General features: G+C 68.6%; 15 protein-coding genes and 2 tRNA genes. 15 read left to right on the top strand and 2 right to left on the bottom strand.

All coding sequences use genetic code 11. The features are described from left to right. Positions 1-29: 29 nt before the first annotated feature. From rapZ to ACIPYT_RS16235, 8 genes are all read left to right on the top strand, one after another. Positions 30-902: an RNase adapter RapZ gene (rapZ, locus tag ACIPYT_RS16270; protein WP_401076600.1), complete on the top strand. Its 873-nt coding sequence runs from the start codon at positions 30-32 to the stop codon at positions 900-902. A 68-nt stretch (positions 903-970) separates the two neighbouring features. Continuing rightward, positions 971-1,948, top strand: coding sequence for a DNA-binding protein WhiA (gene whiA, locus ACIPYT_RS16265; protein WP_401076597.1), 978 nt, complete (start codon positions 971-973; stop codon positions 1,946-1,948). Between the two features lie 198 nt (positions 1,949-2,146). Then, positions 2,147-2,773: a superoxide dismutase gene (locus ACIPYT_RS16260; RefSeq protein WP_401076977.1), complete on the top strand. Its 627-nt coding sequence runs from the start codon at positions 2,147-2,149 to the stop codon at positions 2,771-2,773. A 115-nt stretch (positions 2,774-2,888) separates the two neighbouring features. Further along, positions 2,889-3,899 carry a type I glyceraldehyde-3-phosphate dehydrogenase gene (gene gap, locus ACIPYT_RS16255; RefSeq protein WP_401076595.1) on the top strand — a complete coding sequence of 337 codons (1,011 nt, stop codon included), beginning with the start codon at positions 2,889-2,891 and terminating at the stop codon, positions 3,897-3,899. Positions 3,900-3,909: 10 nt separating this feature from the next. Continuing rightward, positions 3,910-5,124, top strand: coding sequence for a phosphoglycerate kinase (locus ACIPYT_RS16250; protein WP_401076593.1), 1,215 nt, complete (start codon positions 3,910-3,912; stop codon positions 5,122-5,124). Continuing rightward, positions 5,115-5,906, top strand: a complete 792-nt coding sequence (gene tpiA / locus ACIPYT_RS16245) for a triose-phosphate isomerase (protein ID WP_401076590.1) — start codon at positions 5,115-5,117, stop codon at positions 5,904-5,906. The genes ACIPYT_RS16250 and tpiA overlap by 10 nt, the downstream gene beginning before the upstream one ends. Before the next feature lie 85 nt (positions 5,907-5,991). After that, the gene (gene secG / locus ACIPYT_RS16240; RefSeq protein WP_050723792.1) at positions 5,992-6,240 is read left to right on the top strand and encodes a preprotein translocase subunit SecG; all 249 of its coding nucleotides are present in this window, start codon (positions 5,992-5,994) and stop codon (positions 6,238-6,240) included. Then, positions 6,240-6,593: an RNA polymerase-binding protein RbpA gene (locus tag ACIPYT_RS16235; RefSeq protein WP_050723793.1), complete on the top strand. Its 354-nt coding sequence runs from the start codon at positions 6,240-6,242 to the stop codon at positions 6,591-6,593. Before secG ends, ACIPYT_RS16235 begins: the two co-directional genes overlap by 1 nt. Before the next feature lie 88 nt (positions 6,594-6,681). Here the strand turns inward: ACIPYT_RS16235 and ACIPYT_RS16230 are convergent, their stop codons facing one another. Continuing rightward, positions 6,682-7,899 (bottom strand): hypothetical protein, encoded by a 1,218-nt coding sequence (locus ACIPYT_RS16230; protein ID WP_401076587.1) that lies wholly within the window; start codon positions 7,897-7,899, stop codon positions 6,682-6,684. Between the two features lie 110 nt (positions 7,900-8,009). Then, positions 8,010-8,083 (bottom strand) — tRNA-Gly (locus ACIPYT_RS16225). Positions 8,084-8,190: 107 nt separating this feature from the next. Here ACIPYT_RS16225 and ACIPYT_RS16220 point away from each other — a divergent pair. From ACIPYT_RS16220 to deoC, 7 genes are all read left to right on the top strand, one after another. After that, positions 8,191-8,264: transfer RNA gene (locus tag ACIPYT_RS16220), tRNA-Pro, on the top strand. 62 nt (positions 8,265-8,326) lie between these two features. Continuing rightward, on the top strand, positions 8,327-9,778 hold the full coding sequence (tig, locus tag ACIPYT_RS16215; protein ID WP_401076584.1) for a trigger factor: 1,452 nt from the start codon (positions 8,327-8,329) through the stop codon (positions 9,776-9,778). Positions 9,779-9,859: 81 nt separating this feature from the next. Continuing rightward, positions 9,860-10,354 (top strand): tetratricopeptide repeat protein, encoded by a 495-nt coding sequence (locus ACIPYT_RS16210; RefSeq protein ID WP_401076581.1) that lies wholly within the window; start codon positions 9,860-9,862, stop codon positions 10,352-10,354. A gap of 81 nt (positions 10,355-10,435) precedes the next feature. Then, on the top strand, positions 10,436-11,026 hold the full coding sequence (locus ACIPYT_RS16205; protein ID WP_050723797.1) for an ATP-dependent Clp protease proteolytic subunit: 591 nt from the start codon (positions 10,436-10,438) through the stop codon (positions 11,024-11,026). A gap of 17 nt (positions 11,027-11,043) precedes the next feature. After that, positions 11,044-11,685 carry an ATP-dependent Clp protease proteolytic subunit gene (locus ACIPYT_RS16200; RefSeq protein ID WP_050723798.1) on the top strand — a complete coding sequence of 214 codons (642 nt, stop codon included), beginning with the start codon at positions 11,044-11,046 and terminating at the stop codon, positions 11,683-11,685. A gap of 177 nt (positions 11,686-11,862) precedes the next feature. Then, positions 11,863-12,798: a sugar-binding transcriptional regulator gene (locus tag ACIPYT_RS16195; RefSeq protein WP_401076579.1), complete on the top strand. Its 936-nt coding sequence runs from the start codon at positions 11,863-11,865 to the stop codon at positions 12,796-12,798. Next, positions 12,795-13,796: a deoxyribose-phosphate aldolase gene (deoC, locus tag ACIPYT_RS16190; RefSeq protein WP_401076576.1), complete on the top strand. Its 1,002-nt coding sequence runs from the start codon at positions 12,795-12,797 to the stop codon at positions 13,794-13,796. The genes ACIPYT_RS16195 and deoC overlap by 4 nt, the downstream gene beginning before the upstream one ends.

Here is a 13,796-nt window from a genome sequence, read left to right as displayed (position 1 = left end):
TGGTTGCGGCGGGGGGAGAAGGAGTAACGATGACTGACGGGGACAAGGGCGAGTTCCTCATCGTCACGGGCATGTCGGGCGCAGGACGCACGACGGTCGCCAACGCGCTGGAAGACCTCGGCTGGTACGTGGTCGACAATCTCCCGCCGCAGATCCTGCGGCCGCTGCTCGACCTGACCGACATGGGCGGCAACGCCCTGCCGAAGGTCGCCGCAGTGGTGGACGTCCGCGGACGCAACCTGTTCGACGACTTCCCCGGAGTGGCTCGTGCCCTCCGCTCGCGCGGCTCGGTCCGGGTGCTGTTCCTCGACGCCTCCGACGACGTGCTCGTGCGGCGCTTCGAATCCGTGCGACGCCCGCACCCGTTGCAGGGCGACGGAACGCTGCTCGACGGCATCCGCAACGAGCGCTCCCGTCTCGCGCCCATCCGTGAGGCCGCGGACATCGTGATCGACACGTCAGCGCTCAACATCCATCAGCTCGCGACGCAGGTGTCGGAGCTGTTCGCCGAGGAAGGGGCGCCGCGCCACCGCGTGACACTCATGAGCTTCGGCTTCAAGTACGGCCTTCCGACCGATGTCGACCTCGTCGCCGACATGCGGTTCCTGCCGAACCCGTTCTGGAACGAGGAGCTCCGAGGGCTCACCGGCCAGGACGAGGAGGTCAGGGAGTACGTGCTCTCGCGTGAAGGCGCCTCCGAGTTCCTCGACGCGTACACAGCCGCACTGACGCCCGTGCTCGAGGGGTATCAGCGCGAGAACAAGAGCCATTCCACGGTCGCGATCGGCTGCACCGGCGGCAAGCACAGATCGGTCGCGATGGTCGAGGAGTTGGCGCGACGCCTCGCTGCGATCCCCGGCGTCGCCGTCAACGTGCGTCACCGCGACCTCGGCAGGGAATAGCAGGGGTCCTCGGCCGACTAGGCTGGAGGTTTGCGTCGCGACCCGACGCGTCATCGTGAAGGAGTCCCGTGGCACTAACCACCGACGTCAAGGCTGAGCTCGTCAGCATCCGCAACGCACCCCCGACGGTGCGCGTCGCGGAGGTCACCTCGATCCTGCGATTCGCCGGCGGGCTGCACTCCATCGCCGGCCGCGTCGCCGTCGAGGCGGAGGTGGATGCCGAGGTGCTCGCGCAGCGCGTCGCCCGCGACCTCGCCGAGATCTACGGGGTCCGCCCCGAGATCGCCCAGGTGCAGTCGAGCACCGCCAACGACGGAGCCCGTTGGGCCGTGCGCGTGATCGCGGCGGGGGAGACGCTCGCCCGTCAGACGGGTCTGCTCGACCAGCGCCGCCGCCCCGTGCGCGGCCTGCCGAATCGACTCACCACCGGCTCTCGCGCCGAGGTCGCCGGCCTGTGGCGCGGCGCCTTCCTCGCCGCCGGCACGCTCAGCGAGCCCGGTCGGTCGGCGATGCTCGAGATCGCCTGCCCCTCGTCGGAGGCCGCGATGGCCCTCGTCGGCGCCGCGCACCGCCTGGGTGTCGCCGCCAAGGCGCGCGAGGTCCGCGGCATGCCCCGCGTGGTCGTGCGCGAGGGCGAGGCCATCCGCACGATCCTCGCCGAGATGGGCGCGCAGAAGACCGCCGTCGCCTGGGAGGAGATGCGTCAGCGCCGCGAGGTGCGCGCGGGCGTGAACCGGCTCGTCAACTTCGACGACGCGAACCTGCGTCGCTCGGCACAGGCCGCCGTCGCCGCCTGTGCACGCGTGGAGCGCGCGCTCGAGATCCTCGCGGACGACGTGCCCGATCACCTCAAGGTGGCGGGAGAGCTCCGCCTGGCACACCGTGACGCGAGTCTCGACGAGCTCGGCCACCACGCCGACCCGCCCATGACGAAGGATGCCGTCGCCGGCCGCATCCGCCGACTCCTCGCCATGGCCGACAAGCGCGCCCAGCAGGACGGCATCCCCGGCACCGAGTCGGCCGTCCCCGCCGGGCTCGACGTCTGACCCCCCGCTGCCCCGCAGCTTCTACGAGGAGAGGCGGTCCCTGTCAAGGGGCCGCCTCTCTTCGTCATACGGCGGAAGGATCAGGGACGACGACGTGTTGTCGTCACTAGGATGAGTTACGTCCGCTCCGCACCGCACTTCGGCGTCGCGGAGGACCGACAAGCGCCGCGGCGCGGCGCGGATTGGATGACCAGAGACATGGCGACCTACACGCTCCCCGACCTTCCCTACGACTTCGCAGCCCTCGAGCCGCACATCAGTGGCAAGATCATGGAGCTGCACCATGACAAGCACCACGCGACCTACGTCGCCGGCGCGAACACGGCGCTGGAGCAGCTCGCCGAGGCCCGTGAGAGCGGCAACCTGGCGAACGTCAACAAGCTCGAGAAGGACCTCGCCTTCAACCTCGGCGGTCACGTCAACCACTCGATCTTCTGGACCAACCTCTCGCCGACCGGCGGCGGGCAGCCCGAGGGCGAGCTCAAGGCCGCCATCGACGAGTTCTTCGGCTCCTTCGAGAAGTTCCAGGCGCACTTCACCGCCAACGCCCTCGGCATCCAGGGGTCGGGCTGGTCGGTGCTGAGCTGGGATTCGATCGGGCAGCGCCTCATCATCCAGCAGCTGTTCGACCAGCAGTCCAACACCGCGCAGGGCACCGTCCCGCTGTTCCAGCTCGACATGTGGGAGCACGCCTTCTACCTCGACTACCTCAACGTGAAGGCCGACTACGTCAAGGCCGCGTGGAACATCGCCGACTGGGAGAACGTCGCCCAGCGCTTCGAGGTCGCCCGTCAGCAGACGAACGGCCTGCTGGTACTGTCGTAACCGGGTCGCGTCCCGACGGGCCTGGTCTCGTCGGGACGCCATCTCAGCCAAAAACCCCCGCGCACAGCGCATGCACGATTGCTGCGCACAGCGCACGAGAAACAGGGAGACCTGAGTGTCTGTCAAGATCGGTATCAACGGCTTCGGCCGCATCGGACGCAACTACTTCCGCGCGGCTCTCGCGCAGGGCGCTGACCTCGAGATCGTCGCGGTCAACGACCTCACCGACAACAAGACCCTTGCGCACCTGCTGAAGTACGACTCGGTCGGCGGCGTCCTCGACGCTGAGATCAGCTACGACGACGACAGCATCACCGTCAACGGCAAGGAGATCAAGGCGTTCGCCGAGCGCGACCCCGCGAACCTCCCCTGGGGCGAGCTCGGTGTCGACATCGTGATCGAGTCCACCGGCTTCTTCACCAAGGCGGAGGCGGCCAAGAAGCACATCGACGCCGGCGCGAAGAAGGTCCTGATCTCGGCACCGGGCACGGGCGTCGACGCGACCTTCGTCATGGGCGTGAACGAGGACACCTACGACCCGGCAGCGCACCACATCATCTCGAACGCCTCGTGCACCACGAACTGCCTCGCGCCGCTCGCCAAGGTCTTCAACGACGAGTTCGGCATCGACCGCGGCTTCATGATGACCGCGCACGCCTACACGGCCGACCAGAACCTGCAGGACGGCCCGCACAGCGACCTGCGCCGTGCACGCGCCGCCGCGATCAACATCACGCCGGCCTCCACGGGTGCCGCGAAGGCGATCGGCGAGGTCCTCCCGGAGCTCAACGGCAAGCTCAGCGGCTCGTCGTACCGCGTCCCGGTTCCCACCGGCTCGATCGTCGACCTCACGCTCGTCACTGACCGTGAGAACCTCACGGTCGAGGAGGTCAACGAGGCCTACAAGAAGGCAGCGGCCGACGGTCGTCTCGCCGGCTACCTCCAGTACAACGCCGACCAGATCGTCTCGAGCGACATCGTGCACAACCCGCACTCGTCGATCTTCGACTCCACCCTCACCAACGTGAGCGGCAACCTGGTCAAGGTCTCCAGCTGGTACGACAACGAGTGGGGCTACTCCAACCGTCTCGTCGACCTGACCGAGTACGTGGCCGAGCGTCTCTGAGACACTCCTCATGACTCTGCGCACCCTGGATTCGCTGGGTTCGCTCGAGGGCACGCGCGTCATCGTCCGTTGTGATCTCAACGTCCCCCTGCGGGATGGGATCATCACGGACGATGGCCGTGTCCGCGCCTCGTTGCCGACCTTGAACGCCCTGATCAACGCGGGAGCCCGCGTCGTGGTCTGCTCGCACCTCGGACGTCCCGACGGGGCGCCCGACCCGCAGTACAGCCTCGCCCCGGTCGCCCAGCGCCTGTCGGAGCTGCTCGGCAAGCCCGTCGCGTTCGCCCGTGACACCGTGGGCGAGTCCGCTCACGAGGCTGTCGACGCACTCGAGGACGGCGGCGTCGTCGTCATCGAGAACCTGCGGTTCAACCCGGGGGAGACCTCGAAGGACGACGCCGAGCGCGCTGCCTTCGCGGCCCAGCTCGCAGAGCTCGGCGATGTCCTCGTCTCGGACGGGTTCGGTGTCGTGCACCGCAAGCAGGCGAGCGTCTACGACCTCGCCGAACTGATCCCGTCGGCCGCCGGTCTGCTCATCGCAGCGGAGCTCGACGTGCTCGACCGCCTGACCGAGAACCCCGAGCGCCCGTACGCCGTGGTGCTCGGCGGGTCGAAGGTCAGCGACAAGCTCGGTGTGATCTCGCATCTGCTCCCGCGCGTCGACCGCATCCTCGTCGGCGGAGGGATGCTGTTCACGTTCCTCAAGGCGCAGGGTCACGCGGTCGCATCGAGCCTCCTCGAGGAGGACCAGCTCGACACCGTCCGCGACTACATCGCCGAGGCCCAGGAGCGCGGCGTGGAGCTCGTGCTCCCGACCGACGTCGTGGTGGCATCGTCGTTCTCGGCCGACGCCGAGCACGAGGTCGCCGCCGCCGACGCGATCGAGCAGACCGCGTTCGGTTCCTCGGGCATCGGACTCGACATCGGACCTGAGACCGCTGCGCGGTTCGCCGAGGTCATCCGCGGCTCGAAGACGGTGTTCTGGAACGGCCCGATGGGCGTGTTCGAGTTCCCGGCCTTCGCGAGCGGGACCAAGACGGTCGCACAGGCGCTCACCGAGGTCGACGGCCTCAGCGTCGTCGGAGGCGGTGACTCCGCGGCGGCCGTTCGTCAGCTCGGATTCGCCGACGACCGCTTCGGTCACATCTCGACCGGTGGCGGCGCCAGCCTCGAGTTCCTCGAGGGAAAGAAACTACCCGGCCTGGAGGTGCTCGGATGGGCGTAGCCGCTCGTACCCCGCTGATCGCGGGAAACTGGAAGATGAACCTCGACCACCTGCAGGCGGTCGCGTTCGTGCAGAAGCTGCACTGGACCCTGAAGGACGCCAAGCACGAGGACGGCTCGGTCGAGGTCGCGGTGTTCCCGCCCTTCACCGACATCCGCAGCGTGCAGACGCTGATCGACGCCGACAAGATCCCGTTCGCCCTCGGCGCGCAGGACCTCTCGGCCCACGACTCGGGCGCCTACACCGGTGAGGTCTCCGGAGCGTTCCTCGCGAAGCTCGACGCGAAGTACGTCATCATCGGTCACTCGGAGCGCCGCGAGTACCACGCGGAGAGCGACGAGGTCGTGGCGGCGAAGACGAAGGCGGCGCTGAAGCACGGCCTCGTACCGGTGATCTGCGTGGGCGAGACCCTGGCTCAGCGCGAGGAATCCGGGCCCACCGCGGTCTCGGTCGCTCAGCTCGAGACCGCGCTCGGCGCGGTCTCCGCCTCGGATGACATCGTGGTGGCCTACGAGCCGGTCTGGGCGATCGGAACCGGTCAGGTCGCGTCGCCGGACCAGGCACAGGAAGTGTGCTCGGCTCTTCGTGCCGTCATCGCGGCGAAGCTCGGCGACGAGGCTGCGGCGCGCACCCGCATCCTGTACGGAGGTTCCGTGAAGGCCGCGAACATCGCGAGCTTCATGCGCGAGCCCGACGTCGACGGTGCCCTCGTCGGAGGCGCGAGCCTCGTCGTCGACGAGTTCGCGGCGATCATCCGCTTCGAGAAGCACGTCGGAGTATGAGCGCGTGCGGCGGGGCTCCGGCCCCGCCGCACCGTATACTTGACCGTTACCGGGGCAGTCCTGCCCCAGCGAAAGGCTCTTCCTCGTGGAAATTCTCGAGTTCGTCCTGCAGGTCGTGCTGGGCATCACCAGCGTCCTGCTGACCCTCCTCATCCTGCTCCACAAGGGGCGCGGCGGCGGTCTGTCCGACATGTTCGGCGGCGGCATGTCGACGGCGGTCGGATCGTCCGGCCTCGCAGAGCGCAACCTCAACCGCTTCACGGTGATCCTCGCACTGGCGTGGTTCGTGGCGATCGTCGCGCTCGGCCTCATCACGAAGTTCGAGGTGATCTGATGGCTACCGGTGGCAACGCGATCCGCGGAACCCGTGTCGGTTCCGGCCCCATGGGCGAGCAGGACCACGGCTATCACGCCGACCGCATCGCCGTGTCGTACTGGGACGGCCTCGGCAACGAGACGGTCCGCTACTTCGCCGCCGGTCTCCCCGAAGAGGAGATCCCGGAGACGATCGATCACCCCCAGAGCGGACTCCCTGCCGGGCGTGACAAGGCGAACCCGCCCGCACTCGCGAAGACCGAGCCCTACAAGACGCACCTCGCCTACGTGAAGGAGCGTCGCACCGACGAGGAGGCCGTCCAGCTCCTCGAGGACGCGCTCACGCAGCTGCGCGAGCGCCGGGGGCAGTAGCTCCCCACCGACCACGCAGGAGGCCGCCGCGATCAGATCGCGACGGCCTCTTCTGCTGTCGTCGTGCAGGCGACACGAGAGGCGCGGCTCACCGGCATCCGTACGCGGCATCGATGTAAGACTGCGGCGGATATCCGTACGCCCACACGCCGTTCGCGTCATCCGTGAAGCCCATGCTGATGGCCCATGCGGTCGCCCACTTCTCGATGCTGTCCTGGGTCGACGAGTCGTACATGTCCTCGCACTTGACGCTGATCGCGTGACCGACCTCGTGGGCGACGAGGGCCCTGCTGCGTTCGGCCGGCCACTGCTCCGCCACCGAATTCGACAGCTCGATCACCGCGCGGTCGGGCTCGTCCCACCACCAGGTCGTCAGACCGCCCATGCTGCCGTTGTCGCCCGCACCGTTCACCGTCGGGTTCCAGTCGAACTCCAGCAGCACGCCCGGGGCGAGGGAACGGGCGAACGCCTCGACCTCGAGGCGCGCGTCCATGAGGGGGCCGGCCTTCTCGGCGAGCTCGGCCTGCTCGGAGGCGACGACCTGGTTGGCGGCGTCCTGGAGCGCGAGGAACGAATCGACGCTCGAGGCGTCGAGCGTCCTGGCGAGCGAGAGCGTGCTCGCCGCGTCGCGCAGGGCGATCACATCGTCGTTGCGTGCCGACAGATGCGCCGCCTCGAAGGAGGACGCGGCGGTCGCCGCCGAGCCGAGGTAAGCGATGCCGGCATCGTCGATCGCCGAGTCCGCGTCGGCCACGGACGGTGACTCGGCGTCCGCGTCATCCGAGAGCCCGTCGAGCTCCTGGGCGTGGGTGTGCAGCTGCTCGGTCGCGCCGAAGAGCTCCCAGAAGAAGGTCGGCTTCGCTCCGGCATCCGGAAGGTCGGCGGCGAGGAGGCCGTGCGCCGCGGACTGCGTCTCGCCGGCCGCGGCCACGGCTGCGGTCAGCGTCTCCTTCGCGGCGGGATCGGTGAGCGTGCCCGCGTCTCCTGCGGTGAGCTGATTCGCGACGTCGGTGGTCTCTGCGAGTTGCGTGGTCGCCTGGTCGAGCGCGGCGAAGGAGGTCTGCGTCGATTCGTACGCGTCGTCGAATCCGGACGCCGCCTCGTCGTAGCCGAGGTTCGCCGCCACCTGGGTGGCGCCGATCGCTCCCGCGAGCAGCACGGCCCCGGCCACGCCGATCACGACCCCGCGCCGGGGACGCCGGCGGGGGCGAGGAGCGGGGGTGCGCGCGGCGGACGCGCCGGCGATGTGCGCGGGGAGCGCATGACCGCCGTGCGGCGGTGCGGTGATGTCTGCGGGCACGGACATGCGGGGGACCTCCGATGAGAACCTGCTCATGACGACTCTGCCAGAAGAACGTCCATCGACCGCAAGAAACCTCGAAGGCCCCCACAGGATCTGCGGGGGCCTTCGTGACGTGGAGGGGGTGACGGGAATCGAACCCGCGCAATCAGTTTGGAAGACTGAGACTCTACCATTGAGCTACACCCCCGGAGCGGGGCCCGTCGTGGGCCCGCACCGACTGTTCGATCATAGCGGACTGACGAGGGTGCTCCCGTCCGTTAGACTCTCTGGGGCTGAATCTGCGCGCGGATTCCCCGGGGCGTAGCTCAGTTTGGTAGAGCGCCCGCTTTGGGAGCGGGAGGTCGCAGGTTCAACTCCTGTCGCCCCGACACGGCTCGACAAGCCTGACAGCCGCGATTCAGCGCGGAAACCACAAGGAGAACACACCAGCATGGCGAACAGCACCGTCGAGAAGCTGACCCCGACCCGGGTCAAGCTCACCATCACGGTCACCCCGGACGACCTCAAGCCCAGCATCGCGCACGCGTACGAGCACATCGCGCAGGACGTCCAGATCCCCGGCTTCCGCAAGGGCAAGGTCCCGGCGCCGATCATCGATCAGCGCATCGGCCGCGGCGCGGTCATCGAGCACGCCGTCAACGAGGGGCTCGACAAGTTCTTCCGCGAGGCCACGACCGAGCACAAGCTCCGTGTCGTCGGTCGTCCGTCGGCCGACATCACGCAGTGGCCGAACGAGAAGGACTTCTCGGGTGATCTGCTCGTGGACGTCGAGGTCGACGTGCGTCCCGACATCGAGCTGCCCGACTACGAGGGCATCACGCTGACCGTCGACGCCGTCGAGGCGGACGACGCGGCGCTCGACGCCGAGCTCGACAACATGCGCGCCCGCTTCGGCACGCTGATCCCCGTCGACCGCCCCGCGGCGAAGGGCGACTTCGTCGAGCTCGACCTCGTCGCCACGATCGACGGCGCCGAGATCGACCGCGCAGAGGGCGTGTCGTACGAGGTCGGCTCCGGCGAGCTGCTCGAGGGCATCGACGACGCGATCGAGTCGCTCACGGCGGGCGAGGACACCACGTTCCGCTCGTCGCTCGTGGGCGGCGACCACGCCGGTTCCGAGGCCGAGGTCTCGGTCACGGTCAAGGCCGTCAAGGAGCGCGAGCTCCCCGAGGCCGATGACGACTTCGCGCAGATCGCGAGCGAGTTCGACACGATCGCCGAGCTCCGTGAGAGCCTCGCCGAGCGCGTCGCGCAGCAGGGCGTCTTCACGCAGGGCTCTGCCGCTCGCGACAAGCTCGTCGAGACGCTGCTCGAGAAGATCGAGATCCCCGTGCCGCCGCAGCTCATCGAGGACGAGGTGCACAACCACCTCGAGGGCGAGGGCCGCCTGGAGGACGACGTGCACCGCGCCGAGGTCACCGAGGCGAGCGAGAAGCAGTTCCGCACGCAGGTGCTGCTCGACACGATCGCCGAGCAGGCCGACGTGCAGGTGTCGCAGGAGGAGCTCTCGCAGTACCTCATCCAGTCCGCCGCGCAGTACGGCATGGCTCCGCAGGAGTTCGTCGAGGCGCTGCAGTCGTCGAACCAGCTTCCGGCGCTCGTCGGCGAGGTCGCACGTAACAAGGCGCTCGCGATCGCCCTCGGCAAGGTCAAGGTCGTCGACAGCAACGGCAAGGCCGTCGACCTGTCGGACTTCGTCGTGACCGACGACGAGGCCGCGGACGAGACCGAGGCTCCGGCCGAGGAGAAGCCCGCCAAGAAGGCTCCGGCGAAGAAGGCCGCCGCCAAGAAGGCCGACGACGCGGACGGCGACGACAAGCCCGCCAAGAAGCCCGCTGCCAAGAAGGCTCCGGCCAAGAAGGCTGCCGACAAGGCCGAGTGATCGATCACGATCGCGAGTGAAGGGGCGGATGCTGCGGCATCCGCCCCTTTCTCGTGACAGACGACGTCCTGAGGAGACGACATGAAGAGCTGGGATGAGCGGATCGACGAGGTCTGGGCGGATGCCGCGGGCGACGAGGTCGGCGACGACACGATCGCGCGGATCGACGCGCTGGCCGCCGAGCGGGGGAGCGACGACGGGCGCGCGGAGTTCGAGCGTGCGGGCGCGCGGGATTCGGCCGGCCGACCCGCCGAGGCGATCGAGCTGTATCGGAGGGCGCTCGCGCTCGGACTCGACGAGGAGCACCGGCCGCAGTGCGTCATCCAGCTCGCGAGCTCCCTGCGCAACCTCGGCGACTACGACGACGCGCTCGCGGTGATCACTCAGGAGGAGCGGATCTCGGCCGACGGGCCGTATCGGGACGCCGTCGCGACCGTGCACGCGTTGATCCTCGCGAGCGCGGGGAATCCGGCGGCAGGGCTGTCGATCGCCCTCCTCGCGCTCGTCCCGCACCTGCCGCGGTACCACCGGTCGATGACGGCGTACGCCCACGAGATCGCCGATCTCGACACCTGATATGCCGACGGCGAACACGGCCTGGGCGCTGCGTTGTCGCCGGTAGATTCGAATCACTGAAACACGGAATCAGGAGCTGACATGGCTGCAGAACCCCTCCTCGCGACGAGCGTCTTCGACAGGCTGTTGAAGGACCGCATCATCTGGCTGGGATCGGAGGTGCGCGACGAGAACGCCAACGAGATCTGCGCGAAGATCCTCCTTCTCGCCGCAGAGGACTCCGAGAAGGACATCTACCTCTACATCAACTCGCCCGGCGGCTCGATCACCGCGGGCATGGCGATCTACGACACGATGCAGTTCGTGCCGAACGACATCGTCACGGTGGGCATCGGTATGGCCGCGTCCATGGGCCAGCTCCTGCTGACCGCCGGCACCAAGGGCAAGCGCTACATCACCCCCAACGCTCGCGTGCTGCTGCACCAGCCGCACGGAGGCTTCGGTGGTACTTCGAGCGACATCCAGACTCAGGCCCAGCTGATCGTGTCGATGAAGAACCGTCTCGCCGAGATCACCGCAGCGCAGACCGGCAAGCCGGTCGAGCAGATCAACGAAGACGGAGACCGCGACCGCTGGTTCACCGCCGAGGAGGCCCTCGAGTACGGCTTCGTCGACCACATCCGCGAGTCCGCCACCGACGTCATCGGCGGCGGCGGCACGGACGCCAACTGAGAGCGAGAGGAACCTTCATGTACACACCCACCTTCCGCTCCGCCGGTGACCTGCCCTCCAGCCGCTACGTGCTCCCGCAGTTCGAGGAGCGCACGGCCTACGGCTTCAAGCGTCAGGACCCGTACAACAAGCTGTTCGAAGACCGCGTGATCTTCCTCGGCGTGCAGGTCGACGACGCGTCGGCCGACGACGTGATGGCCCAGCTCCTCGTTCTGGAGAGCCAGGACTCCGAGCGCGACATCACGATGTACATCAACTCGCCCGGCGGTTCGTTCACCGCCATGACGGCGATCTACGACACGATGCAGTACGTCGCTCCGCAGATCCAGACCGTCGTGCTCGGGCAGGCCGCGTCCGCGGCATCCGTGCTGCTCGCCGCCGGTCACCCCGGCAAGCGTCTCGCGCTGCCGAACGCCCGCGTGCTCATGCACCAGCCGGCGATGGGTGAGGCCGGCCACGGGCAGGCGTCGGACATCGAGATCCAGGCGGCGGAGATCCTCCGTATGCGCACCTGGCTCGAGGAGACCATGGCTCGTCACACCGGGAAGTCGGTCGAGCAGGTCAACCGCGACATCGACCGCGACAAGATCCTGTCGGCCTCCGAGGCTCATGAGTACGGGATCGTCGATCAGGTGCTCAGCTCGCGCAAGCGCGCCTGAGACCCTCGTCGCAGAACGGAAGAGGACGTCGGCCTTCGGGTCGACGTCCTCTTCCGCGTCTGCGGGCGCGGCGTCGGTGCGGCGGATGCGCAGACGCTTTGATATCTGCCGCTCATATGAGCAAGCGGATGCGCGAACGGTGATCACGGCGTACTCTGGACGAGGAAGGAGGATGCCGTGGAAGACGAACTCACCATGGTCCGCGTCGCCGAGCTGTACTACGACGAGGACAAGACGCAGGACGAGATCGGCGCCCTCCTCGCGTTGTCGCGGTGGAAGGTGGGCCGTCTGCTCACCCAGGCCAGGGAGCGCGGCATCGTCCGGATCGAGATCATCCATCCGCGCGCGCGTCGCCTCGGACTGGAGCGCGAGCTCGTCGAGCGTCATGGGCTAGCCGCAGCCGTGGTCGTGCCCTCTCCGGACGGAGACGACGGCACGCTCGAACGTGTCGCCCAGGCGGCGGCCGACTACCTGAGCGCCATGCGCCCGGTGCCGCGCACGCTCGGCGTCAGCTGGGGCCGCACGCTACGCGCCGTGGCCGAGGCTCTGCCCGACGGATGGGCGACCGGCGTCACGGTCGTGCAGCTCAACGGGGGAGTGAGCCTCAACCGCCGGTCCGGTGGCGCCGCAGGTCTCGCCGTCACGATCGCGCAGCGCGCATCGGGGCAGGTGTCGTTGCTGCCCAGCCCCGCGATCCTCGAACGTGTCGAGACCAAGCAGGCCATCGAGTCCGACCGCACCGTCGCGGCCGTGCTCGAAGAGGCCGCCCACGCACAGGCGTTCCTCTTCACGGCAGGGCCGTGCGACGCCAGCTCCGCTCACGTCGAGAACGGCTACCTGTCGGCATCCGACGTCGAGGAGCTCGCCCGCCGCGGAGCGGTCGGCGACGTGCTCGGCCGCTACATCGACGCCGATGGCAACATCGTCGACCCGCAGCTCGACTCCCGCACCGTGGGCGTCGATCTCGCGCGTCTGCGCGGAGCCGAGCGCGCGATCTTCGTCACCGCGGGCGACGCCAAGCACGACATCGCCCGCACGGTCGTGACCAGCGGCCTGTGCAGCGTCCTGGTGACCGATGAGACCACAGCACGAGCATTGTTGGAGGAACGATGACGACCCAAGAACTCAGTCGCAGGGCGGCGGTGGACGTCCTCGGCGGTGAGCCGGACGACGCCACGCTGCGCCGTTTCCTGCACGGCCTGCCCGGCGTCGACGCCGTCGGCCTGGAGCAGCGCGCAGCCGGCCTCGGCACGCGGTCGATCAAGACGACGTCGAAGGCCTGGGCGCTCGACACGATCATCCGCCTGATCGACCTCACGACCCTCGAGGGGGCGGACACGCCGGGCAAGGTGCGCTCGCTCGTCGCGAAGGCGAAGAACCCGGATGCCGCCGACCCGACGACCCCGAAGGTCGCGGCCGTGTGCGTGTACGGCGACATGGTCCCGTATGCGACCGACGCGCTCGGCGCGATGCACGGCGACCCTGACGACGGGCTCATCTCGGTCGCCGCGGTGGCCACGGCCTTCCCCAGTGGCCGCTCCTCTCTCGCGATCAAGCTCGCCGACACCGCCGAGGCGGTCGCTGCCGGCGCCGACGAGATCGACATGGTGATCGACCGCGGGGCATTCCTCGCGGGGCGCTACGGTCTCGTCTTCGACCAGATCGCCCAGGTGAAGGAGGCGTGCCGCCGCGAGGACGGCACCTACGCCTCGCTCAAGGTTATCCTGGAGACCGGGGAGCTGAACACCTACGACAACATCAAGCGCGCATCCTGGCTCGGCATCCTCGCCGGCGGCGACTTCATCAAGACGTCCACCGGCAAGGTCCAGCCAGCCGCGACGCTGCCGACCACGCTGCTCATGCTCGAGACGGTGCGCGACTGGTACCGCGGTACGGGGCAGCGCATCGGCGTGAAGCCCGCCGGCGGCATCCGTGCATCCAAGGATGCCGTCAAGTACCTCGTCACGGTCGCCGAGACCGTCGGCGAGGAGTGGCTGCAGCCGCACCTCTTCCGCTTCGGCGCCTCGAGCCTGCTGAACGACGTGCTCCTGCAGCGCCAGAAGCTCACCACCGGCCACTACTCCGGCCCCGACTACGTCACGATCGACTAG

It is taken from the genome of Microbacterium sp. NPDC089695 (genome assembly GCF_044749085.1).
In the GTDB taxonomy this organism is placed as follows: Bacteria; Actinomycetota; Actinomycetes; order Actinomycetales; family Microbacteriaceae; genus Microbacterium.
This window is presented reverse-complemented; position numbering and strand designations above follow the sequence as displayed.

Coding starts and splice junctions, on each gene's coding strand:
- ACIPYT_RS16235 (WP_050723793.1), top strand. CDS start 6,240: ATGGCTACCGGTGGCAACGCGATCCGCGGAACCCGTGTCGGTTCCGGC.
- rapZ (WP_401076600.1), top strand. CDS start 30: ATGACTGACGGGGACAAGGGCGAGTTCCTCATCGTCACGGGCATGTCG.
- tig (WP_401076584.1), top strand. CDS start 8,327: ATGGCGAACAGCACCGTCGAGAAGCTGACCCCGACCCGGGTCAAGCTC.
- ACIPYT_RS16205 (WP_050723797.1), top strand. CDS start 10,436: ATGGCTGCAGAACCCCTCCTCGCGACGAGCGTCTTCGACAGGCTGTTG.
- ACIPYT_RS16200 (WP_050723798.1), top strand. CDS start 11,044: ATGTACACACCCACCTTCCGCTCCGCCGGTGACCTGCCCTCCAGCCGC.
- ACIPYT_RS16230 (WP_401076587.1), bottom strand. CDS start 7,899: ATGTCCGTGCCCGCAGACATCACCGCACCGCCGCACGGCGGTCATGCG.
- deoC (WP_401076576.1), top strand. CDS start 12,795: ATGACGACCCAAGAACTCAGTCGCAGGGCGGCGGTGGACGTCCTCGGC.
- ACIPYT_RS16250 (WP_401076593.1), top strand. CDS start 3,910: ATGACTCTGCGCACCCTGGATTCGCTGGGTTCGCTCGAGGGCACGCGC.
- ACIPYT_RS16260 (WP_401076977.1), top strand. CDS start 2,147: ATGGCGACCTACACGCTCCCCGACCTTCCCTACGACTTCGCAGCCCTC.
- ACIPYT_RS16210 (WP_401076581.1), top strand. CDS start 9,860: ATGAAGAGCTGGGATGAGCGGATCGACGAGGTCTGGGCGGATGCCGCG.
- tpiA (WP_401076590.1), top strand. CDS start 5,115: ATGGGCGTAGCCGCTCGTACCCCGCTGATCGCGGGAAACTGGAAGATG.